Annotated in this window: 19 protein-coding genes and 1 rRNA gene; 7 read left to right on the plus strand and 13 right to left on the minus strand. The window is 57.0% G+C overall.

Going from position 1 to position 22364, the window contains the following annotated elements:
* Nucleotide 1 precedes the first annotated feature (1 nt).
* A complete protein-coding gene (locus tag Q1K07_RS19710) occupies nt 2–1507 on the minus strand; it encodes an AbgT family transporter (protein WP_300315160.1) in 1506 nt (501 codons plus the stop codon).
* A gap of 52 nt (nt 1508–1559) precedes the next feature.
* Nucleotides 1560–2717, minus strand: a complete 1158-nt coding sequence (locus Q1K07_RS19715) for a M20 family metallopeptidase (protein WP_300315163.1) — start codon at nt 2715–2717, stop codon at nt 1560–1562.
* A gap of 233 nt (nt 2718–2950) precedes the next feature.
* Here Q1K07_RS19715 and Q1K07_RS19720 point away from each other — a divergent pair, with 233 nt between their 5' ends.
* Nucleotides 2951–3172, plus strand: coding sequence for a cell division protein ZapB (locus Q1K07_RS19720; RefSeq protein WP_300315202.1), 222 nt, complete (start codon nt 2951–2953; stop codon nt 3170–3172).
* Between the two features lie 37 nt (nt 3173–3209).
* On the opposite strand, the gene rimI is transcribed toward Q1K07_RS19720, so the two are convergent.
* The 8 genes from rimI to Q1K07_RS19760 all read right to left on the minus strand — a co-directional run bounded on the left by rimI (nt 3210) and on the right by Q1K07_RS19760 (nt 10187).
* The gene (gene rimI / locus Q1K07_RS19725) at nt 3210–3677 is read right to left on the minus strand and encodes a ribosomal protein S18-alanine N-acetyltransferase (RefSeq protein WP_300315166.1); all 468 of its coding nucleotides are present in this window, start codon (nt 3675–3677) and stop codon (nt 3210–3212) included.
* Nucleotides 3670–4551 carry a hypothetical protein gene (locus Q1K07_RS19730; RefSeq protein ID WP_300315169.1) on the minus strand — a complete coding sequence of 294 codons (882 nt, stop codon included), beginning with the start codon at nt 4549–4551 and terminating at the stop codon, nt 3670–3672. Before Q1K07_RS19730 ends, rimI begins: the two co-directional genes overlap by 8 nt.
* A complete protein-coding gene (locus tag Q1K07_RS19735; RefSeq protein WP_149283296.1) occupies nt 4548–4859 on the minus strand; it encodes a BolA/IbaG family iron-sulfur metabolism protein in 312 nt (103 codons plus the stop codon). Before Q1K07_RS19735 ends, Q1K07_RS19730 begins: the two co-directional genes overlap by 4 nt.
* Nucleotides 4860–4924: 65 nt before the next feature.
* On the minus strand, nt 4925–6349 hold the full coding sequence (locus Q1K07_RS19740) for an MFS transporter (protein ID WP_300315173.1): 1425 nt from the start codon (nt 6347–6349) through the stop codon (nt 4925–4927).
* Between the two features lie 285 nt (nt 6350–6634).
* On the minus strand, nt 6635–7021 hold the full coding sequence (locus Q1K07_RS19745; RefSeq protein WP_300315177.1) for a hypothetical protein: 387 nt from the start codon (nt 7019–7021) through the stop codon (nt 6635–6637).
* Nucleotides 7022–7208: 187 nt separating this feature from the next.
* On the minus strand, nt 7209–8744 hold the full coding sequence (lysS, locus tag Q1K07_RS19750; protein WP_300315179.1) for a lysine--tRNA ligase: 1536 nt from the start codon (nt 8742–8744) through the stop codon (nt 7209–7211).
* 149 nt (nt 8745–8893) lie between these two features.
* Nucleotides 8894–9992 (minus strand): peptide chain release factor 2 gene (gene prfB, locus Q1K07_RS19755; RefSeq protein WP_366945098.1). Its coding sequence is split into 2 segments (ribosomal slippage): nt 8894–9916 and nt 9918–9992, totalling 1098 coding nucleotides; the frame shifts between segments, so codons are not numbered across the junction.
* Complete coding sequence (locus tag Q1K07_RS19760; RefSeq protein WP_300315206.1) at nt 9915–10187, minus strand: hypothetical protein; 273 nt, start codon at nt 10185–10187, stop codon at nt 9915–9917. The genes prfB and Q1K07_RS19760 overlap by 78 nt, the downstream gene beginning before the upstream one ends.
* A gap of 186 nt (nt 10188–10373) precedes the next feature.
* Between Q1K07_RS19760 and Q1K07_RS19765 the strand changes: the two genes are divergently transcribed.
* From Q1K07_RS19765 to Q1K07_RS19785, 5 genes are all read left to right on the plus strand, one after another.
* Entirely contained in the window at nt 10374–11999 is a 1626-nt protein-coding gene (locus tag Q1K07_RS19765) for a peptide ABC transporter substrate-binding protein (protein WP_300315181.1), read from the plus strand.
* A gap of 151 nt (nt 12000–12150) precedes the next feature.
* Nucleotides 12151–13077, plus strand: coding sequence for an oligopeptide ABC transporter permease OppB (gene oppB / locus Q1K07_RS19770; protein WP_300315184.1), 927 nt, complete (start codon nt 12151–12153; stop codon nt 13075–13077).
* A gap of 28 nt (nt 13078–13105) precedes the next feature.
* Nucleotides 13106–14008: an ABC transporter permease gene (locus Q1K07_RS19775; RefSeq protein WP_300315186.1), complete on the plus strand. Its 903-nt coding sequence runs from the start codon at nt 13106–13108 to the stop codon at nt 14006–14008.
* 21 nt (nt 14009–14029) lie between these two features.
* Entirely contained in the window at nt 14030–15667 is a 1638-nt protein-coding gene (locus Q1K07_RS19780; protein ID WP_300315189.1) for an ABC transporter ATP-binding protein, read from the plus strand.
* 198 nt (nt 15668–15865) lie between these two features.
* Nucleotides 15866–17848 carry a DUF4139 domain-containing protein gene (locus Q1K07_RS19785; protein ID WP_300315192.1) on the plus strand — a complete coding sequence of 661 codons (1983 nt, stop codon included), beginning with the start codon at nt 15866–15868 and terminating at the stop codon, nt 17846–17848.
* Here Q1K07_RS19785 and Q1K07_RS19790 read toward each other — a convergent pair.
* Together Q1K07_RS19790 and Q1K07_RS19795 are read right to left on the minus strand one after the other, a co-directional pair.
* The gene (locus Q1K07_RS19790; RefSeq protein ID WP_300315194.1) at nt 17820–18695 is read right to left on the minus strand and encodes an alpha/beta hydrolase-fold protein; all 876 of its coding nucleotides are present in this window, start codon (nt 18693–18695) and stop codon (nt 17820–17822) included. The two genes, Q1K07_RS19785 and Q1K07_RS19790, sit on opposite strands and share 29 nt — an antisense overlap.
* Nucleotides 18696–18759: 64 nt before the next feature.
* Nucleotides 18760–20910, minus strand: coding sequence for a TonB-dependent siderophore receptor (locus tag Q1K07_RS19795; protein WP_300315196.1), 2151 nt, complete (start codon nt 20908–20910; stop codon nt 18760–18762).
* 160 nt (nt 20911–21070) lie between these two features.
* Here Q1K07_RS19795 and Q1K07_RS19800 point away from each other — a divergent pair, with 160 nt between their 5' ends.
* A complete protein-coding gene (locus Q1K07_RS19800; RefSeq protein ID WP_300315198.1) occupies nt 21071–22057 on the plus strand; it encodes a helix-turn-helix domain-containing protein in 987 nt (328 codons plus the stop codon).
* 211 nt (nt 22058–22268) lie between these two features.
* Here the strand turns inward: Q1K07_RS19800 and rrf are convergent.
* Nucleotides 22269–22364: ribosomal RNA gene (rrf, locus tag Q1K07_RS19805) — 5S ribosomal RNA — on the minus strand; the annotation flags it as partial.

Raw genomic sequence — 22364 nt, forward strand, 5'->3', positions numbered from 1 at the left:
CTCAACTTGCCATCATGTAGACCCCCGGACCAATGGGCAGTCCCAATGTCAGCCACAACATGAGAAACGCGGACCACGCCAACAGGAAGCAGACCGATAACGGCAACATGGTGGCCATCAAGGTCCCAAGCCCCATATCTGCTTTATAGCGCTGCATATAGACCAGAGCGACAGAGAAATAGGGGCTCATGGGGGAAATGATATTAGTGCTTGAATCCCCTATGCGGAACATCGCCAACACAAAGGCCGGATCGAAATCGATCATCATCAACATGGGCACGAATACGGGTGCCATCAGAGCCCATTGCGCTGATCCACTGGTCATGAAGACATTCAACACCGCACTCATGATGATGAAGGCCCCTACCAGCGGCAGTCCTGTGAAACCAGTATGCTGCAATATATTGGAGCCTTCGATGGCAATGAACTGGCCAAGCTCCGACCATTTGAAGTACGCAATAAATTGAGAAATGGCAAAAAACAGTACCAGGGTGGGGGCTAGTTCACGAGCGGCTTCCGCCATTCGATCAGGAACATCCTTGGCCTGTTTGATACGTCCTGTACTGAGGCCATATGTCATGCCAATGGCGGCAAAATAGCCAAACATCAAAGGCACCAGTGATTTGAGAAATGGAGAGGGAATCAGCCCTCCTTCTGGATTACGTAGAGGTGATGCCTCTGGCAGTACCGCCAGGATCACAGCACCTACATATACCAGGGTGACAAGCCCGACACGCTTGAGGCCACGCACCTCATCGACACTCAGCTCATGGTGCTCCACGCTGACATGTGCAAGCTGCTCCACCGGCAGAGTACGGTTCAACCTAGGCTCCACGACACGGTCAATGACCACAGTACCAACGACAGCCAGCACGAATACCGAACAGGCGACAAAATAGTAATTGTCCACTGGCGAGACATAGGCGTCCGGGTCAACAAGGCGGGCCGCCTCGGTGGTAATACCCGAGAACAACGCATCCCCGACTGTCACAAACAGGCTGGCATCAAACCCCGCCCCGGCTGCCGCATACGCAGCAGCAGCGCCAGCTATCGGGTGGCGCCCGACGGACTGATAGATCATTGCCACCAATGGGATCAGGATCAAATAATTGGCATCAGAAGCGATACTGCCGGAAATACCGGCCATGAACACAATGAATGTCAGTAGTGAAGCAGGAGCCTTGGCCACTGTCACCTGCATCAATGTCGATAACAGCCCCACCTTGTCTGCCAGACCAATGCCAAACATGACCACCAGAATCAGCCCTAGTGGAGGAAAGTTAATAAAATTACTGACCACGCTGGTCAGCATGAACTCTATGCCGGCACCAGATAGAAGACTTTTTACTGCCACTTCCGCCCCGGTCTCTGGACTCACTGCGGTCACCCCGAGCGCAGAGAGGACGGTGGATAAGACAATGACGACCATCGCCAGTATCACAAATAGTACAAAGGGGTGGGGCAGCTTGTTGCCAATACGCTCGATTGAGGAAAGAACAGCTTGCATGAGATTCCTCGCCTTGTTGTATGTGTTGTTGTAGGTTCAGGGGAAAAAGGGATCAGCTCGTTCCCATCAGCGCTTCAGCCAACGCCACAAAGGTCCCTGCGGCCACCGGTAAAATGGCGTCATTGAAGTCGTAATGCTCGTTATGCAGGTATGCCCCCTGCTCACCATTACCGACAAAGAAAAAGCAGCCTGGTACCTGCTGCAGGTAAAATGAAAAGTCTTCCGCGCCCATGGTCGGCATGTAATCGATCTGTTCGATTCTGGGGCTAACCTCATGTTTACGTGCTATTTCCAGCACTCGCTCAGACCATTCCGCATCATTGACCAAAGGCGGAACATGATGCTGATGTTCCATCTCGTAAGTAGCGCCATGTGCAGAGCAGACTCCGCTTACCAGCACCTCCAGCCCCCCCACTAGAGCATCTCGCGCTTCCGGGCTGTCGCTGCGGATGTTGATCAGCAATTCTGCCGAGCCTGGGATCACATTCGCTGCATCTCCTGCATGGAAGGCAGCCACAGTGATCACCCCAGCTCGCAAAGGAGATTTATGACGTCCCACCATGCCTTGCACCTGCTGCACGATGCTCGCTCCCACATAGATAGGATCCACTGCAAGATGTGGCATGGCAGCGTGGCCAGAGCGCCCGTGGACGATCACCCGATAGGTATCATTGCCGCCCATCGCCGACCCAGGTTTGACGAATACCAGTCCAGCCTCAAAACCAGGGCGATTGTGGTAGCCAAAGATGGCATCTACACGCGGAGAATCAAGCACTCCAGCCTGCACCATCTTCTCCGCACCATTACCGCCTTCCTCGGCGGGCTGAAACAATAGCTTGAGGTGGCCGCATAACGTTTCCCGGCGTTCCATGATGGCTTCAGCGGCAAGCATCAATGCCGCCGTATGCCCATCATGACCACAGGCATGCATCCGCCCCTCATGCACAGAGCAATATGCGGATTGATTGGCCTCGACAATCGGCAAGGCATCCATATCAGCACGAAACGCAAGTACCGGCCCCGGCTTCCTGGTATCCAGCTCGGCCACCACTCCGGTGCCCGCGATACCTCGACGAACGCTGTACCCCAGCGTTTCCAGGCGTTCAGCCAGCAATGCCGATGTGCGGTGCTCTTCGAACTTGAGCTCTGGGTGCTGATGCAGATCATGGCGCAACGCCACTGCACGCGTGAGTTGAGAGTCAGTGAACATGAAATGGTCTCCCACCAGTGATCGGAACACTGACCACTATGTGAGTCAGACACACAGTAAAGAAGGCCCGGAACTGCCATCTTTGTTGCCTTTCAGGCAACAATATGACGAAATTTCCGCGTCGCTCTCTTGAGACGCTTGTTCCCCGCTCCTTGCGGCGTTACGCTCAGTCTCACGACCCGCCGGATGGTTGCCCGACGACACATAGCCAGCATGCCAAGCAGGAGATAATGATGAGCATGGAACTCTTCAACCAGCTCGAACAGAAAGTCACCAGTGCCGTCGAGGCCCTGGAGTTGCTGAAGATGGAAGCCGAGGAGCTGCGCGAGGAAAACGCTCGCTTGAAGCAAGAACGCGAAGAATGGGAACGTCGCCTGACAACATTGCTGGGCAAGTTCGACGACGCTGCTGAAGAAGCTCCGGCACAAGACGCGCCTGCCACTCAGAGCTTCTGAGACACTATTTTCAGTCCGGCGCCTCTCGCGCCATGCGTTACTGAAAGGCCAGAGACATCAGGCAAGCGTCTTCCCTGATGCTCTGGCCTTTTTGCGGCGGATAATACCCCTTCCTTATACCATCCTGCTGAAAACCCAGGCTGCGATACAGTGCTATCGCGCTGTCATTGCTGACGCGCACTTCAAGCAACAAGTGCTCGACTTTCCATGCCTGCGTCGTCTCGATCACCGCTTTCATCAATCGAGTGCCCAACCCGTTCCGACGTAATGATGCCGCCACCATGATAGCTTCCAGTTCAGCATCAAAGGGTTGCCGAGCCACCACGGCATAAGCAAGCAGGTCATCGCCATCAGCCACGGCAAGTACGCGATGTTGCTCGCTGCTCAGTGCATCTGCCAGCAACTGCGGCGACATCAAGCGACTGGCTCCGGATGACTCCAGCTCCAGCAGGGCATCGATATGAGAAAAAGCCAGCTCGATGATCGGCCAGGATGGTTCAGACACGTTCCTCGGCTCCGTTCCCTGGTTCAGCATGGATCTGGTTCCAGAGAGCTTTCCAGTTTTCAAGCTGTGGCCAGAGGGTCCGCTTGGCTTCAGCACCAGCCAGCAGGGAGGCAAGGCTTGGGCCTTTCCACAATGGCAGTTCGAGAGTGCGGCTCTTCCCATCATCATCATCGACGACACGATCAAGAGTCTCATCCGTACCAAACATCAGAACCCTTTCTGGCTTCCAGCCACGGCGCCCACGCCCCGTGACAAAAGCCTTGAGCCCTTGGCGAGCTTCCTCCAACGGCTGGCGTACAGGCAGGCCTTCGGCCAAGGGCCAATGCAGTACCTCGAAAACTGGACGTTGCTCGCTATGAACGCCTGCCGCCCCCAGGATGTTGGCCAACAGGCGCTGCTGCTCGACATTCATGGGGTCTGTCTGTGCCACCAGCACCAGCCAGCGACCATCGATGCAACCCACCAGGCAGGCAAAAGGTAGAGCCTCCGCAGGCTCTGCCATTGGCATGTCAGTGTCTGGCACGACCACGGAAGTGCTATCACCGCTTTCAGGGACAATATCGCCTAACAGGGCGCGCGCCTTGCGCGGGCCCCTTGGACCTGATGGGGCGGCGTTTTCCGGTCTCTCGGCAGGTTCTGCCGCCTGTTCGGAAGCATCCGCGCACTCTTGGCCGGCAACGCTATCGTCCAGCAGGGCATGCAACCGGTCGGCACCTCGAGCAGGTGCCACTTCAGGTTCGGGCTCAGGCCAGTCACAGGATTCCGTTTCACGCGCATTGGGTAACTGGTAGCGGGCGACCCAAGCCGTCAGGCCCATGGCTTCTAGATAGGCAAGCCTCTGAGGCTCCGGAGTCATGCGAGCTTCGGAGGTCACGAGTGCCCGCCACCCATGCATCCTGGGGAGTCAGGACGAGTTGCACCGCGTGCTTCCCATTCATGGGGGGTATAGAGATGCAGCGCCAGAGCGTGGACCGGTCCGGAAAGCTCATCGGCCAACAGTGCGTAGATCTGCTGATGACGTTTGACAGGCATCAGCCCAGCAAAACGCTCAGACACCAGAGTCACCTTGAAGTGAGTCTCCGAGTTCGGTGGCACACTGTGCATGTGGCTCTCGTTCTCGACCACCAACTCGGTGGGCTCAAGGGCCTTGAGTTTGTCTTCGATGGTCGTCTGAATGCTCATCTTGGATTCTCGGCTGAAAGAAGTTGAGTGATGCTATTCGTAGAGTCGATATTCATTGTACGCCTTCAGGGCGTTTCGGACGATGCCCCAGCCTTGCGTGCCGCGCGTTGTACTTGTTGAGCCTCGCCGGCGCGGCGAATACGAGTCAGGCTGATCAGCAATGCCAGCGCGGTTGTCAAAGCGCCAACCCATAGTGCCAACTGCACGCCAGCACCTGCGGCCAGACACAACCCGACTATCGCCACCCCGAGAGACTGCCCTACAGTTCGCGTGGTACTCATCACGCCAGAAGCGCTGGCGCTTCGCTCTTTCGGTACGCTGCTCATCAGCTCACGGTTATTGGGTGGCTGGAACAGGCCAAAGCCAAGCCCGCACAACGCAGTCCGCCACATGCTGTCCAGCACACCGGCATCATTCGGCAACATTGCCAGGCTGAACAGCCCCATCATCAACAACGCCAACCCTGCACTGGCGACCAGGCTGGGATTGAAGCGATCGGCCAAGCGTCCCGACACGGGGCCAATGAGCATGATCGTCAATGGCCAAGGCGTAAACAACCAGGCGGTGTGCAAGGCAGAGAAGCCCATTTCCTGTTGATAGAAAAAGGAAAGCGCTACCACCGCCAGGCCCTGGCCAATGAAGGAGGCTCCTTGAGTCCCTACTGCCAGTGAAAATCGTGGCTCCCGGAACAAGGACAACGGCAGCAATGGATATGCAGCGCGCTGCTGGCGAACGACAAAGGCGGTACCAGATATCAGCGTCAGTGCCAGCCAGCCGAGTATTTCCAGGCCAGGAGCCCGTTGCCCAATGGCTTCCATGGCCATGAACACCCCACTCAGCATAGCAATGGAGGCCAATGCACCCAAGGCGTCGAAGCTACCTTCTCGACGCGGTTCGCTGGGTAGCGCTCTCCACGACATGATCAGCGAGATAATACCGAGAGGCAGGTAGAGAACAAACAACCAAGGCCAATCTGCTACCGACAGGATCACGCCACCGATGGAGGGGCCTACAGCATAGCCAATGGCCACTATCAGAGCAGAAAGGCCAAGGGCGCTGCCCAACAGTCGTGAGGGAAATATCGACCGATACAGCGATGGCCCGATGGACAGCGTCGCAGCCGCCCCAAGCCCCTGCAAGGCACGGCACACCAGCAATGTCTCGAAATTAGGGGCAAGGGCACTCCCCATGGCAGCCAGCGTGAAGATGGCAATGCCGAATACATAGACCTTGCGACGACTGAGTAATTCGCTCGCTGCCGCACATACCAGCAGCATGGCAGCACACACGATCTGGAACACATTGGTGATCCACACCGCGCGCGCGTCAGTAATCCCAAGATCCCTGGCCATCGTCGGCAGTGCAATATTGATCATGGTGACATCGATCACTGACATCAACGTGGAAAGCGTCAGCGCCACAACAGCCAGGCGGCGATCAGCACTGGGCAAACCATCGTCACCCTCACGATCAGAGAACAGACGGCTCATGCATAGCACCCATTGAACAGATTACAACGATGGACTTATTGGCCAAGGCTGAGAGCCTCGGCCACAACCACTTGTCAGCAGCTTTTCAGCCACCTGCACAAGAGAAGGACGACCCCTTGCTCGTGCAAGGAAGGAAGAACGAGCAAGGGCATCTTGCCAGCCGCCGTCAGAACGGGGTACAGAAGGCGCTACATGCTGCAGCTATGTGCCAGGAAGACCTGCAGACCGAGGGCGGCAATGCATCAGCGCGCCTCTTGATAGCCCCGGTTGCTTGGTCCCGGCCGCTTAGTCCTGGTCGAGATCCGCCAATAACTCATCATCCACTTCGGACACTTCCAGAGCAGCCTCATTATCCAGGTCTATGGCAAGATAGCTGTGCTCGACTTGGAGAAAACGCTGGAACAATGCCCAATCAAGTGTTTCTGGCCATTGGCGCTCATCTTCTTCCCAGGCGCGCAGTTCATTTTCCAGCACCTCGAGATAACGCTCACGAACGTACGCTTCCAGCGCCTCGGGCGTGTCCATCTCCGGGATCAGGTAGATGGTGCTTTCGCGATCGACGTCACTCAGGGTCAAGTCGTCATCACCCACAGTAGGCTCAAGCGCATTGATCCAATCGACGAAGTGCTGGGTCGGTCTAACGCTTAGAGCGGAACGGTTAAGCAGTTTCATCGTGGTCTCCTCGACGTCGAAACGCAGCCATTATGGGGTCTCTCTCGGCTTACGCCAAGGAATCCCTCGTTTTCAGGTGAAGAATTCCTGCATGCATGGCCACCCTTGCAAATCCCGGCCACTATACCAGCAGCCGAGACAATAGCTTACTCCTTCGCTTGCAGACGCATTTTTCCGCGCAGTTCGCTCAGTTGCCTTCCGAACCACTTTCCGGACGCATGGCCGGGAATAGCAGCACATCGCGGATCGACGGGCTATCGGTGAACAACATCACCAGGCGATCGATACCGATGCCCTCACCTGCAGTGGGTGGCAACCCCACTTCCAGGGCCCGTACATAGTCGGCGTCGTAATACATAGCCTCAAGGTCACCGGCATCCTTTTCTGCTACCTGAGCGCTGAAACGTTCGGCCTGGTCTTCGGCATCATTGAGCTCGGAGAAGCCATTGGCGATCTCGCGCCCACCGACGAAAAACTCAAAACGGTCGGTGACGAAAGGGTTGGCATCATTACGACGCGCCAGCGGACTAACTTCGGCTGGGTATTCCGTGATGAACGTTGGTTGATCGAGCCTGGATTCGGCGACTTCCTCGAAAATCTCGGTCTGGATCTTGCCCAAGCCCCAGCCTTCCTTGACCTGAATATCCAGACGGCTTGCCAATGCCCGGGCACTGTCGAGGTCATCAAGATCCGAGGCACTGATATCTTCGGCATGGGCCAGGATAGCTTCACGCAGGGTCATGCGTACGAAAGGCTTGGCCAGATCATAGGTCGAGCCCTGATAGTTCAGGGTCATCGTGCCCAGCACCTTTTGAGCAATCTCGCGCAACATTTCCTCGGTCAGGTCCATCAACGCCTTGTAGTCCACATAGGCCCAGTAGAACTCGACCATGGTGAACTCGGGATTGTGGCGAGTCGACAAGCCTTCGTTGCGGAAGTTGCGGTTGATCTCGAACACACGCTCGAACCCACCAACCACCAGGCGCTTGAGGTACAGCTCAGGGGCAATGCGCAGGTACATGTCGATATCCAGCGCATTATGATGGGTGACAAACGGACGCGCAGTAGCACCACCGGGAATCGGCTGCAGCATCGGCGTCTCGACTTCCATGAAGCCACGTTCTTCAAAGAAGCGGCGCATGGCACTGACGATCCCGGCCCGGGTCGCGAACACTCCACGCGACTCCGGGTTCATGATCAGATCCAGATAGCGCTGACGATAGCGCGCTTCCATGTCAGTGAGGCCATGGAACTTGTCCGGCAACGGACGCAGGCTCTTGGTCAGCAGGCGAGCCTCGCGCATCATCACGTAAAGATCGCCCTTGCCAGACTTGTGAACCGCGCCTTGCCCGGCAACGATATCGCCAATATCCCAGCCTTTGATATCTTCCAGTACAGCTTCCGGCAGCCCTTTCTTGTCAACATAGAGCTGGATCTGGCCACTGACATCCTGGATGACAATGAAGGGGCCGCGCTTGCGCATGATACGTCCGGCCACCGCAGCTTCACGGCCGAGGGTTTCCAGTGTGTCCTTGTCCTTCTCCCCCAACTCGTCCTGCAGCTCGGCAGCCAGGCTGTCGCGCCGGAAATCGTTGGGAAAGACGCTGCCGCCCTGCTCAGCAACCTGTTGACGGCGAGCGGCCAGCTTGGCACGGCGCTCAGCGATCAGTCGGTTTTCTTCCTGGGCGATATCGGCGTTGGTGGGAATGTCCTGATTGGCCATGGCTAACTGCTACCTGTCTCGTATCACTGATGACGATCAGCGACTCTGAAAGTGTGCGGATAATCACTGACACCACCAGACGAAAACCGCTGACCTGCTGCGACATGCATGCAACTCAGCGGCTTCCGAACGACAGCGTCGAAACGGTATTACAATCCCTGCTTGAGGCTGGCGACGATGAAGTCGTCAAGATCGCCGTCGAGCACCTTGTCACAGTTACTGGTCTGAACAGAGGTGCGCAGATCCTTGATGCGTTGGTCATCCAGTACGTAGGAGCGGATCTGACTGCCCCAGCCGATATCAGCCTTGGCATCTTCGGCTTCCTGCTTGGCAGCATTACGCTTCTGCATTTCCACTTCCCACAGCTTAGCCTTCAACTGCTTCATGGCGAAGTCGCGGTTGGCGTGCTGGCTGCGCTGGCTCTGGCACGATACCACGACGCCAGAAGGTTCGTGGGTAATACGTACCGCCGAGTCCGTGGTGTTGACGTGCTGACCACCGGCACCGCTGGAACGATAGGTGTCGACGCGCAAATCCGCCGGATTGATATCGACTTCGAAGCTGTCATCGATTTCAGGTGACAGAAACACCGAAGCAAAGGAGGTATGACGACGTCCGCCGGAATCAAATGGGCTCTTGCGAACCAGACGATGCACGCCCGTCTCAGTGCGCAACCAACCGAAAGCATAGTCGCCCTGCACATGCACCGTGGCCGATTTGATACCTGCCACTTCACCCGCAGACAGCTCGGTGATTTCGGCCTTGAAGCCGTGGCTTTCCGCCCAGCGCAAGTACATGCGCAACAGCATATTGGCCCAATCCTGAGCCTCGGTACCGCCGGAGCCTGCCTGGATATCCAGGTACGCGTTGTTCTCGTCCATCTCCCCCGAAAACATGCGCCGGAACTCAAGTTTCTCCAGGTCGGCCTTCAGGGAAGCAAGTTCGCCCTCTACCTCAGCAACCGTATCGGCGTCTTCTTCCATCTCAGCCAGCTCGAGCAGATCACGGCAATCCGCCAGCCCTTGATCGAGAGTATCGATGGTAGCGACGACAAGCTCCAGAGAAGAGCGTTCCTTACCCAATTTCTGGGCATTGTCTGGATCATTCCAGACAGCAGGATCTTCAAGCTCGCGAGAGACTTCTTCTAGCCGATCTTTCTTCTCGGCATAGTCAAAGATACCCCCTCAGGACATCTGTCCGCTCAGACAGGTCCTTGATGAGGTTATGAATCGGGTTGGTTTCCAACATAGCGATCGCCTTTCCGCGCGGGAAAATTGCAGCCAAGAGAGGCTGCGATAAAGGGCGAAGATTATAGCCAAAAGGCGTAGCTTCGTCATCCCGCAGCACGGATTCATCCCCTGACACCAGCCGTTCATCGACGAAACGTAATGCATTATGAGAATTTTCATTTGGACAAGGTTGTGCTGACAGCGCGATGGTCAAGAGGCATCGAGGAGCGGAGTAGAGAAATGAGCCTCCCCCTCCAACAAGAACAAAAGAAGCGCTAACCAACTGCCAGACAGGACGCCGCCAAGGACCCGCTTCCTTTTATTGCGAAGCGGGTATTACAGGGCTGGCAATACGGGTGCTGGCAATACGGATAGTGTTTCTCGCAACGCAAAGGAACCCATGACAATGACTGTCACCTCTTCCCGCTGGGCTCGCCGCCTGGCATTGGCCACCGGCCTGTCATTATCCGCCTTGACGCTGAACCCAGCCCTCGCCACGACCTTGAATATAGGGGTGGCCGGAGAACTGGCCTCCTTCGATACCTCCAAGGTGTCTGGCGGAGTGTGGGAATCTCAGGTGCTGATGGATGTCTATGAAGGCCTGGTGAAAGAGTCTCCCGATGGCGAAATTCTGCCAGGCATGGCAACCAGCTGGGATGTTTCCGAGGATGGAAAGACCTGGACATTCCACCTGCGTGAAGGTGCGAAATGGTCCGACGGCGAGCCTGTCACGGCTGAAGACTTCGTGTTTGGCTGGCAGCACCTGATTGATCCCGTCAGCGCTTCCAAGTATGCCTACATGCTGTATCCTGTGGTCAATGCCGAAGAGGTAAATGCCGGCAAGAAACCGGCGGACGCACTTGGCGTGGAAGCCCCCGATGAACGTACCTTCGTGGTTCATCTGAAGACACCGGTCCCCTACTTTCTTGAGCTGCTGACCCACTACACCGCCTACCCTGCCCCGAAGCATACCTGGGACGAATACGGCCAGGACTTTGTCGATCTCGACCATATCGTCACCAATGGCGCCTTCACCCCCACTCGCTGGGTATCGCAGTCCACCATCACCACGGTCAAGAACCCTGAATACTATGATGCTGACCAGATCCAGCTCGATGGTGTGCGCTATCACACCATCGAAGACCGCAATGCTGGTGTGTCACGTTTCCGGGCCGGGGAACTCGACATCATGCGCGAGTATTCCTCCAGCATGTATTCGCTGCTGAAAAAGGAACTGCCCGACGCGACCCACATGGCCCCTTATCTGGGCAGTTACTACTACATACCCAACCAGCGTGACGGCCATCCGACCACCGATCCACGAGTACGCGAGGCACTCAACCTGGCGGTCCGCCGCGAGGTCCTCTCCCAGCAGATTCTTGCAGGCACCTTCCTGCCTTCCTTATCTCTAGTGCCACAGGGTATCAGTCATTACGAGCCCCAGAACGTCATCTTCAAGGATGCCAACGGCAACGACATCACCAAGGATATGGACGCACGCATGGCCCGTGCCAAGGAGCTGCTTGAGGATGCCGGCTACGGCCCGGACCACCCTCTGAAATTACGCCTGAGATACAACACCACCGACGAGCACAAGAAGGTCGCCGTGGCAGTATCCGCCATGTGGCGCCCGCTGGGAGTCGAGGTCGAGCTGGTCAATGCAGAAGCCACAGTGCATTACCAGACCATCGCCCAAGGTGACTTCGATATCGCCCGTGCTGGCTGGATCGCCGACTACAACGATGCCGAGAATTACCTGGCGCTGTTACGCAGCGGTGTTGGCAACAACTATGGTGCTTACTCCAACGCGGAATTCGATGCGCTCTACGAGAAGGCCGCCAATACCATGGATGCCGATGAACGCCAGGCCATCATGCAACAGGCTGAGTCATTGGCTCTGCAGGACAATGCCGTTATCCCCCTGCTCTATTACGTTTCCCGCAACCTGGTGAACCCCAAGCTCAAAGGCTGGGAAGACAACGCTGACGACGACCACCCGTCACGCTGGATTTCCTTCGAAGAGTAATGCCGCAACGGCATGGCCCAGGGAAACCCCTGGGCTTCACAGATAGCCTTCGTGACGCGAAAGTGACATCTCACCGAGCAGTACTGTGATCTACGCTTGCATCACGTCGCGCCCCACTCGAGCTTTGAGGAGCCTTGTTGAGGAACTCGACATGCTGAGCTACACCTTGAAACGGCTGGCCCAGGCCATTCCGACAATGTTGATCGTGATCACCATTGCCTTCTTTCTGATGCGGATTGCACCTGGCGGCCCCTTCGATGGCGAACGCGCCCTCCCCCCCGAAATTGAAGCCAACCTGATGGCTGCCTACCACCTGGATCAGCCACTATGGCAGCAATACATCACCTACCTGGGCAACTTGCTCCAGGGCGATTTCGGCCCTTCCTTCAAGTACAAGGACTTCAGCGTCACTGAGCTGATCATGCAGGGCTTCCCGGTGAGTTTACAGATTGGCAGCCTGGCCATGCTGTTGGCCCTGGCCGTTGGCCTGCCACTCGGGATCATTGCCGCGCTGAAGCGCAACAGCAGCATCGATTACATGGTCATGGGCACAGCCCTGGCCGGAATCGCAGTCCCCAACTTCGTCGTCGCCCCACTACTGGCACTCACCTTCGGGGTACTGCTTGGCTGGTTGCCCGCTGGCGGCTGGGATGGTGGAGCCATACCCAACATGATCCTGCCGATAGTGGCCCTGTCGATTCAGCAGATCGCCTACATTGCCCGCATGATGCGCGCCAGCATGATCGAGGTGATGAGCAGCCACTACATTCGCACTGCTCGAGCCAAGGGACTGAGCGAGCGTGAAGTGGTCTGGCGCCACGCGCTTCGCCCCGCCCTGCTGCCCGTGACTTCCTATCTGGGTCCTGCCATTGCCGGGATCATCACAGGCTCCGTGGTCATCGAACAGATCTTTGGCATCCCTGGTATCGGCCGCTACTTCGTTCAGGGCGCCCTCAATCGCGACTATACCCTGGTGATGGGGACCGTCGTGTTCTACGGCGCACTGATCGTGCTGATGAATCTGATCGTCGACCTGATCTATTCCGCTCTGGATCCACAGATTCGCTACGACGACTGACGTCGAATAGCCAACGCAGGACAACAACATGACCACTCCATCCGTGACGAGCGATCACTCCGTATCGGTCAGTTCAAGCACACCTGCTGACAGTCTGGGCCGTGATGCCTGGCGTCGCTTGACCAGGAACAGGGCCGCCATGGTCAGCCTGGCATTGCTCTGTCTGATCACCGTGACCTGTATCGTCGGCCCTTGGCTACTTCCCTGGGGTCTGGCCGACGTCGACTGGAACGCCTTCGATGTCGGACCGACCCTGGAGGGCTTCCATCTACTCGGTACCGACGCCAACGGCCGTGATCTGCTGACACGCACACTCTACGGAGGCCGAGTCTCACTATCCGTGGCACTAGTGGCTACCTTCGTCAGCTTGATCATCGGGGTGCTTTACGGCGCCATTTCCGGTTATGTCGGCGGCCGCGTCGACAGTTTGATGATGCGCTTCGTCGACATCATGTACTCGCTGCCCTTCATGTTCCTGGTGATCCTGCTGATGGTGGTATTCGGGCGCAATATTTTCCTGATCTACGCGGCCATTGGCGCGGTGGAGTGGCTTGACATGGCCCGTATCGTACGCGGTCAGACGCTTTCCCTAAAGCAGCGAGAGTTTGTCGAGGCCGCCCATGCTCTGGGCGTCAAGGACGGTAAGGTTGTCACCCGCCACCTGATTCCCAACGCCATCGGTCCAGTCATCGTCTATGTCACCCTGACCGTGCCCAAAGTCATCCTGCTGGAAAGCTTCCTGTCGTTCCTCGGTCTCGGCGTACAGGAGCCACTGACCAGTTGGGGGGTGTTGATCTCAGAAGGTACTGACATGATGCAGACCTCCCCCTGGATGCTGCTGGTCCCTTCGGTATTCCTGGCACTGACCCTGTTCTGTCTCAACTTCCTCGGCGATGGGCTCAGGGATGCCCTCGACCCGAAGACCCGCTAAGCCGACAAGGAGTCCCGCACCATGACAGAGACACCCCAGATGACAGCGCCAACCCAGCAAACCACCAAACCATTACTCGAAGTCGATGGACTGTCAGTGGATTTCGACCTGCCGCACGGCCAGGTACCTGCGGTGAAAAACATCAGTTTCACCCTTTCCCCAGGGGAAACCCTGGCCCTGGTCGGCGAATCTGGCTCCGGAAAGTCGGTCACCTCCACCGCCACCATGCGCCTGCTGCCTGAGTTGGCCAATGCCCATGGCGCCATCCGCTTCAAGGGAGAAGACATACTCCAGGCTACGCCCAAGCGTATGCGCCGTATCCGTGGCGGCAACATTGCCATGATCTTTCAGGAGCCGATGACCTCATTGAACCCGCTACACCGCATCGGCTATCAGATTGGCGAAGTCCTCAATCGTCACAAGGCACTCAAGGGACGAGCCGCTCGTGCTCGAGCCGTGGAGTTGCTGACACAAGTCGGCATTCCAGAGCCCGAACGCCGCATCGACAGCTTTCCCCATGAGCTGTCCGGCGGACAACGCCAACGGGTGATGATTGCCATGGCCTTGGCAGGCGAGCCAGAACTGCTCATCGCCGACGAACCGACCACGGCCCTTGATGTCACTGTGCAGGCCCAGATTCTCGAATTGCTCAAGGAGCTGCAGCAACGCTATGGCATGGCCATCCTGTTCATCACCCATGACCTGACCATCGTGCGCCACTTCGCTGACAGGGTCTGTGTGATGCGTCGTGGCGAACTGGTTGAACAAGGCCGGACCCAAGCGTTGTTCGCCAATCCCCAGCACCCCTATACCCGCATGCTGATCGATGCCGAGCCCCGTGGCTGCAAGGATCCGGTAGATGAAACACAGCCGGTGTTATTGCAGGCCAAGGAGGTGCGTGTGCGCTTTACCACCAAAAAGCGCTGGCTGGGCAAGAGCGATGTCTTCGATGCGGTACGTGGCATCGATCTCAGTATTCGTCGCGGCCAGACCGTGGGAATTGTCGGTGAATCCGGCTCAGGAAAGTCCACGCTAGGGCGTGCGTTGTTGCGCTTGCTCGATAGCGAAGGCGAAATCCACTTTGCTGATACTCGTCTTGATGGCTTGGACAAAAGCGCCATGCGCCCCATTCGTTCACGCCTGCAAGTGGTATTCCAGGATCCCTTCGGCTCCCTCTCTCCACGCATGACAGTAGGCGAGATCATCGGCGAGGGGCTGAAGGTTCATGCGCCACATCTATCTAGGGCCGAGCGAGATGCCCAGGTCATCAGCGCTCTCCAGGAGGTCAGCCTGGATCCGGCCATGCGCAACCGCTATCCCCACGAATTCTCAGGAGGCCAGCGTCAGCGCATCGCTATCGCTCGAGCCTTGGTGCTGAAGCCAGAATTTCTCCTGCTGGATGAGCCAACTTCCGCCCTGGACCGCTCTGTGCAAGTCACCGTCATCGACTTGTTGCGCGATCTGCAGAAAAAGCACGGACTGACGTACCTGTTCATCAGCCATGACCTCGCCGTCGTGCGGGCACTTTCCGATACGGTACTGGTGATGAAGGACGGTGTTGTCGTGGAGCGAGGTGATGCCGAAGGGCTCTTTGCCAACCCTCAGACCGACTACACCAAGCGTCTGTTGGCCGCCGCTATGCTCGAAAACGTAGCCTGATGCCATAAACTGTTCGCCCACCAACTTCCTCGGCTAACCTGTGAACCATGCAGGCATTCAGGGCAAGGCAGGTGAACAATGGAAAAGTCGGACGTTCGGGCTCGGATAATCAAGTCCAGTTCAGGCAAGTTCGGGACTGGCAGGACCAAGCAGCATAAGCCCACACCTTGTGGCAACTGGCGCAAGACGCTTGCGATCATGACAGTGACCTTACCTGCCTCTGTTCTACTGCCGCCCGCATGGGCGGCAGATGCACTTGTCGATTCGCATATCGATAGCATCACGCTCTCCCGCGGCGGCCTGGCCGAAATACAGCGCAGTACTCGCGTAAATGCCGACAGCAAACTACATCTGGAAGTCCCTCTGGAACAGGTCGACGATATTCTCAAGAGTCTGGTGGTGCAGGATCCACAGGGGAGTGTCCAGGGCATGAGCCTGGACGGCCTGGCTGCCGTGGAAGAAACCTTTCGCCGCCTACCCTTCAACGCTGAACAGCTCAGCTCCTTGCCTGAACTGGTGGCCACGCTTCAAGGCGTACAGATTCGCGCCAGTTCCCAGGGGCGTACCCTGCAGGGGACGGTTCTGGGCGTGACCGAGCGGCCAATGGCCGTTCAGGATGGTCAGCTTGTCAGTGAACCTGTGCTGTCGCTGATGAATGAAGATGGGCAAATGGAAGTCATGCGGCTGGGCACCGATGCTACCATCGAGATCCTCGACGCTACCATGCGCGAACGAATCGCCGATGCCGCCCGGGCCAGTGGAAGAGGAAATACTGACCAGGTACGCGAAATTACCATCGCTCTTGCCGGCGACAGCGAGCGCGAGGTCACACTCTCTTATGTCGTATCAGCCCCGGTCTGGAAAAGCGCCTATCGCCTGGTCATGGATGAACAGGGCTCCCAGGCCAGACTGCAAGCCTGGGGGGTGATCGAAAACGCCAGTGGCGAAGATTGGGATGACATCTCACTGACGCTGTCTTCTGGCGCCCCTGTGACACTCACTCAGCGCTTACATCAACGCTACTGGCACCAGCGTGAAGAGATCCCGGTGATGATCGGCGCCTCAGCGGCCCCAGAACCGGACGACGCCAAGCAAGTCGCTATAGGTGCAGGCCACCCCCAGCTACAACGCTTTTCTCAAACAAGGATGGCAGCGGATATGGTGGTTGCCGAGGCTGCACCTTCGCCCCGCTCCATCGCAGGTTCGAGCCAAAAGGCCGACACCAGTGAAGGGGCAACCCAAGCCAATTACCGCCTTCCTCACCCTATCGATCTTGCCTCAGGCCAGACCCTGGCCGTGCCCTTTATCGACGGCGAAATACCCGCTCAACAGGTTTCCGTGTTCCAGCCAGAAGCGGGTGGTACCCACCCTATCGCGAGCCTGCAACTGGTCAACGATACCGGTACCAGCCTGCCCGCCGGCATCCTGACCGTCTATGATCGAGACAATGGTTATATTGGTGATGCCCAGCTCAGAGAGCTGCCCGATGGTGAGAGCCGCATGGTCAGTTTTGCTGCTGACTCCAAGGTTGAGATCAGCACCATGAACACCCCCGAAGAACAGACCCAGGTCTCCATCGTTGACGATACCTTGCATGCTATCCACACATCACGCAGAGTCACGACCTATACCATCAAAGGGGCTGAAGACGCGCCTCGTACCGTCATTATCGAGCATCCTCGCCAGGACGGTTGGGATTTCTCCTCACCAGAACTCGACATCACCACACCGACACATTATCGGTTACGCGTGAATGTCGAAGCAGGACGTGAGCGTGATGTTGTGGCCACCCAGGAACGACGTGACACGGAAGTCATTTCCTTGTCAGATACTGACGCTGGCAGCCTCTTTGCCTGGTCGGGCAATGCGGTGGATGCCGATACAGCCAAGCACCTGTCCGATCTTGCTGAGCTGAAACGGCAGGTCAGCCAAGCTCAGCGAGAGGCAGATGAAATCACTGCCCAGATCAAGCGTTCCGAAAGCAGCCAGGCTCGTGTTCGTGACAACCTCGCGGCAGTGCCACCTGACAGCGAATTAGGGCAACGCTATCTCAATATGCTGGAAAACCAGGAGAATCGCATTGCCCAGCTCGAAGATGAGCAGCAAAAAGCCCGGGCAACAGTACGTGAGCGAAAAGCAGCTATCGACGCCTTCATTCGCCAGTTGTCAGGAACTTCATGACCTGACGAGCGGCGGGCCACATCACACTGCCATGGTCTTCTCCTGCAAACACCACCTGTTCATGGGTCAGCAGTGAACATTGCGCGTCGAGCAACTGACCAAGCGCGATGGTGTTGTCGACCATCGCCCGTTGCTCGCGCAGCTTGGAGAGGATTTCATCCTCGTCAGGCCGGGGCTTCTGTTCATCACCTCCGACACCCAACAGCAGACGATGCCCACGCAGCGCTTCGCACCATGTTGCGTCCTGAGCAAGCTGGCCAAACTCCGTGAGCAGTTGGCCCTGATTCCACCATAAAGAAGGGCTGATGGCGATGTAATCACGGAAACACTCTGGACAAGTCTGCAGCACATGAAGGGCGAACAAGGCGCCATATGAGTGACCCAGCAAGGCCGTACGTTCATCGTTTACCGCATAACGCTCGGCAATTGCCGGTTGCAGGGTATCCATGATGAAGCGCAGGAAATCCTTGGCCCCACCTTGGCCGTCACCAATACCGTCCCCAGGAGGAGTGTAGTCGAGAGCTCGCTGCTCAAGGGCGAAGCGCTCCACTCCAGGATAACCAATGCCTACAATCAACAACGGTAGAGCATTGCCACTCGGTCCATCCCGAATCAGCGTCTCACGGGCTTCCCGCAGCAGAGGGAAACGTGCGTTCCCATCCAGTACATAAAGTACCGAATAACCTTCTTTTGGTGCCGGCGCGGAAGGCAACGCTACTTCAATGTGGTAGGTCCTGCCCGGCTTGCTACTGCTCTCCAAGTCGAAGGCTTCGCTGTGCGGAAGAACAACGGCTTCAGGCTCCGAGGAAGCCACGCCCTGTCCATTAGCTGGAGTCATCATAGTCATCAGCACGATCCCTAGCGCTGTAATAAAAAGTCCTGAGGGTAGTAAACGCTGATCCAGCGTATCTTCAGAAGTCATAACGCAATGTGGCAACGGCACTGGCGGGGGCCCCAGGGAAGTTGAAGGTGTTGGCAGCACCGACACGGGTGTAGTAGTCACGATCGAAAATGTTGTAGACGTTGAGCTGGCCACTCAACTGGCGAGTGAAGTCATAACCAAGCATGGCATCAAACACCGCATAACCTGGCGCTTCGATACCACTGCTGGTACTGAAGTCGCTGACCGCCGTCATGCCACCACCGACATGCAAACCATCCAGAGCACCGCCTTCGAAGGAATACTTGGTCCACAGATTGACCTGATTTTCCGGCATCAACGAGAAAGTGATGTCATCAGGCGTCTCTTTCTTCACTTCGATATCCATGTAGGTGTAACCGAAGATTAGATCCCACTGGGGCGTGATGCTGCCAATCACTTCCAGTTCGGCGCCAGTAACCTCGACCTCACCGCTATCGATGTAGTAGTCGGCACCAGGGTCCGAGGACGATGCAGCGCGATGACTGTCAGTCAGGCTAAAAGCACTGATACGAGCATTCAGGTCACCATCCAGGTAAACGCCCTTGATGCCCAGCTCGTATTGATCACCTTCGCGCGGATCAATGAGATTACCACTGGCATCGATCTGAGTCTGAGGTTTGAACACTTTGGAGTAACTGCCATACAGCGAGTGATTCCAGTCCAGATCATAGACCAGGCCCGCATAGGGAGTGACAGCCGTGTCATCCATGGATGCCTGGCTGTTCCCTGCCCTATCGTTGTAGTGCACATCGAAATGACTGACACGGGCACCGGCAATCAGAGCCAGCGACTCGAGAGGACGCAATATTACCTTGCCATAGGCGCCGGTTTCCTCAAGCTGTGACTGATAATCACTGAAACGGAAACCCGGTACCCCTGCTTCAGCAGAAGAGAGAATGTCCACATAGCTCAGGTCATTGAGCTCGCCCTTCATCACCGGACTGGAGGTCAATCCGCGCGCACGTCCTTGCTGGCTATCGGTGTCATAGTCCTTGTAATCGACCCCCACGACAAACTCGTTGGCGTTGCCGAAAGCATCAAAGGCCTGGGTATAACTGGCATCCAGTGACAACGCCTGTTCATCGACGACACTACCAAATCCGGCAACACCAAGCCGACCTTCCTCATCCAGGGCACTGCCACCGAAGGCATAGTTCATATCCGCATCACGATCACTGTAACGTGCTGCAAGGCGCCCATAACCACCATTGGTGAAGCGATGCGTCAGCTCGGCAATGACGTCATACGACTCGCTGTCGAAGTTGTTCCAGTCAGCACCATAGAAATCCTCACGGTGGCCATAGAGCAGATTGCCGTTACTGTCGAGCGGCTGCCCATTGTTGACGACAATATCCCGGGCATTATGGATGAACCCGAGCGACAGCTCGGTAGCGTCGGTGAGGTCGATGTCCAGTGCCGCATAGAGGTCGGTCTGCTCATTTTCGTTATCATCGACCCACTCCGGCTGCTGGGTCTGCTCGGCGACCAGTCGGCCACGTATACGTCCCTGGCTATCGAGAGGACCGGAAACATCGATCCCTGCGCGATAATCATGTTCAGTACCGACACTACCGGTCAACTCACCCTGAAAACTGTCCGTGGGACGCTTGCGGACTAAGTTGACGATACCCCCCATCTCACTGGTGCTGTTGAACAGCCCCGAAGGGCCACGCATGATCTCGACTCGATCAAAGGCCGCCAGCGAGGGCAAGGTGCCATTGATACTGGCCATCGGTGCTGGCAAGCCATCAATGCTGTAGGCATCGTACTCGTAGCCGCGAGCGAAAATCGATGAACGTCCACTGTCGTTGCTAAGCGTGCGCACACCTGGCGTATGACGAGCCAACTGATCAAGAGTGCTGAAATTCTGGTCCTTGATGGCCTCATGAGTCACCACACTGACCGACTGCGGAATATCCCGCAGCGCCGCCGGCACCTTGGTACCTACTGTAACCGCATCGACGGAATAGCCCCCCGTCGCCTCGCTAGGCAGCATGTCATAAAGCCGCACTCCGACGACGCGCTCGGTGCCAAGATCCACCTCGGCTGTCACCCCCTCCTGAGCCGACACTCCTGTCGACAGCGTCAGTACACTTCCAGCGCACAGCGATTGAAGTACCCACCCCTTGTTCTGCTTCATGATTCCCTTTGCCCGCCAATAAGCTTAATGATAACGAGTTGCATTTCTTATTTATGATGGGCATTGTTACATCCTGCAACCGGCATTACCTTTGCCCGGCTACCAGTCATATTTGCGGACACGGCAGAAATGCCGATCCGGCTCAATCAGGACATGCAAAGTGGGAGTCTTCAACAACTCGCCTCTGGTGGGCCTCAGTGACATTCGTTCACTGGCCAGTGTACTTACCCAGGATCATCGCTGCTCCACCACCATGCAGCCTCTCGGCCAGGCCCCGCTATTGGGTCACATGTACCAACACGAGGTACAACCGGGGCTTTTCCTGCGCATCAATCGAATACGCGATCGTGTCGGCCTTCATAGTGAAGCCCTGCTGTCACCAGGCTTGAAAGTAGCGATGGTATGGAAGGGAGAGGCTCGCATCAGCCTGGCGGGGCAGTCCTTGATGCTTGGCCAGAACAGCCGCTTCAAGGCCATGGTTGCAGCCCTGGATCATCCTGCAATCTTTCAGCGTCAGGGCATCAAGGGTGGCATCGAATACAGCGTGGTACTGACCGCAACTCCAGCCTGGCTATTGCGCCGCCTCGGCCACAGCTCGGCACTCGGGCTCTTCGGTGCTCCGCTAGGCCAGCAATTTCCTGAGCTGCCGATCAGGATAGAGTACTGGCAACCCTCCCAGAGCCTTGTCCACAAACTCGAGTCCCTGGATATCTCATCCACAGCCACTTCTCTGCGACTGCTTGATCTTGAGGCTGTGGCGCTCAACCTGATCAGTGAATCACTCGCCGCCATCGACTCCCCCGTCACCCACACTAGCTTCCCCTCACAGGACTGGACACAGAGACTGGAGTACTTGATCAACAGTGGAGAAGCCGGCCAGTTGAGCCAATCACAGCTCGCCCAGCGCCTCGGCATGAGCTTGCGTCAGCTACAGCGCCGATATCATCGGAAATGCGGTGCCCCACTAGGAGAGCACCTGCGACAGAGAAGGCTCCGACGTGCCCATGACGCCCTTACCCACGAGTCCATCAGTATCGAAAGCGCCGCCGCCATTGCCGGCTACAACAGCGCTGCAAACTTTGCCACCGCCTTTCGCAAGGCCTACGGCATGACCCCTAGCGCCTGTCGAAAGCAGGGGAAAAAGTGAGCTTCGAGCAGCATGGTGACACCGCTGAGGGCTGTGCCAACCTCCAGAAACGCAACAACCCCAGCCATCGCTGATGGCTGGGGTTGCTCTGAATATTGCGGGCCTTGAGCTGCCTGGTGCCACAGCACTGCTCGCGGCCCGAGCGCAGCGTGCTCGTCGCTCGACGAAAAAAAATCCCCCGGACGTATCCGGGGGATTTTTTCGAATAGATGCCTGACGATGACCTACTCTCACATGGGGAGACCCCACACTACCATCGGCGCTGAGCGGTTTCACTGCTGAGTTCGGCAAGGGATCAGGTGGTTCC

It is taken from the genome of Halomonas sp. (genome assembly GCF_029263665.1).
In the GTDB taxonomy this organism is placed as follows: Bacteria; Pseudomonadota; Gammaproteobacteria; order Pseudomonadales; family Halomonadaceae; genus Halomonas.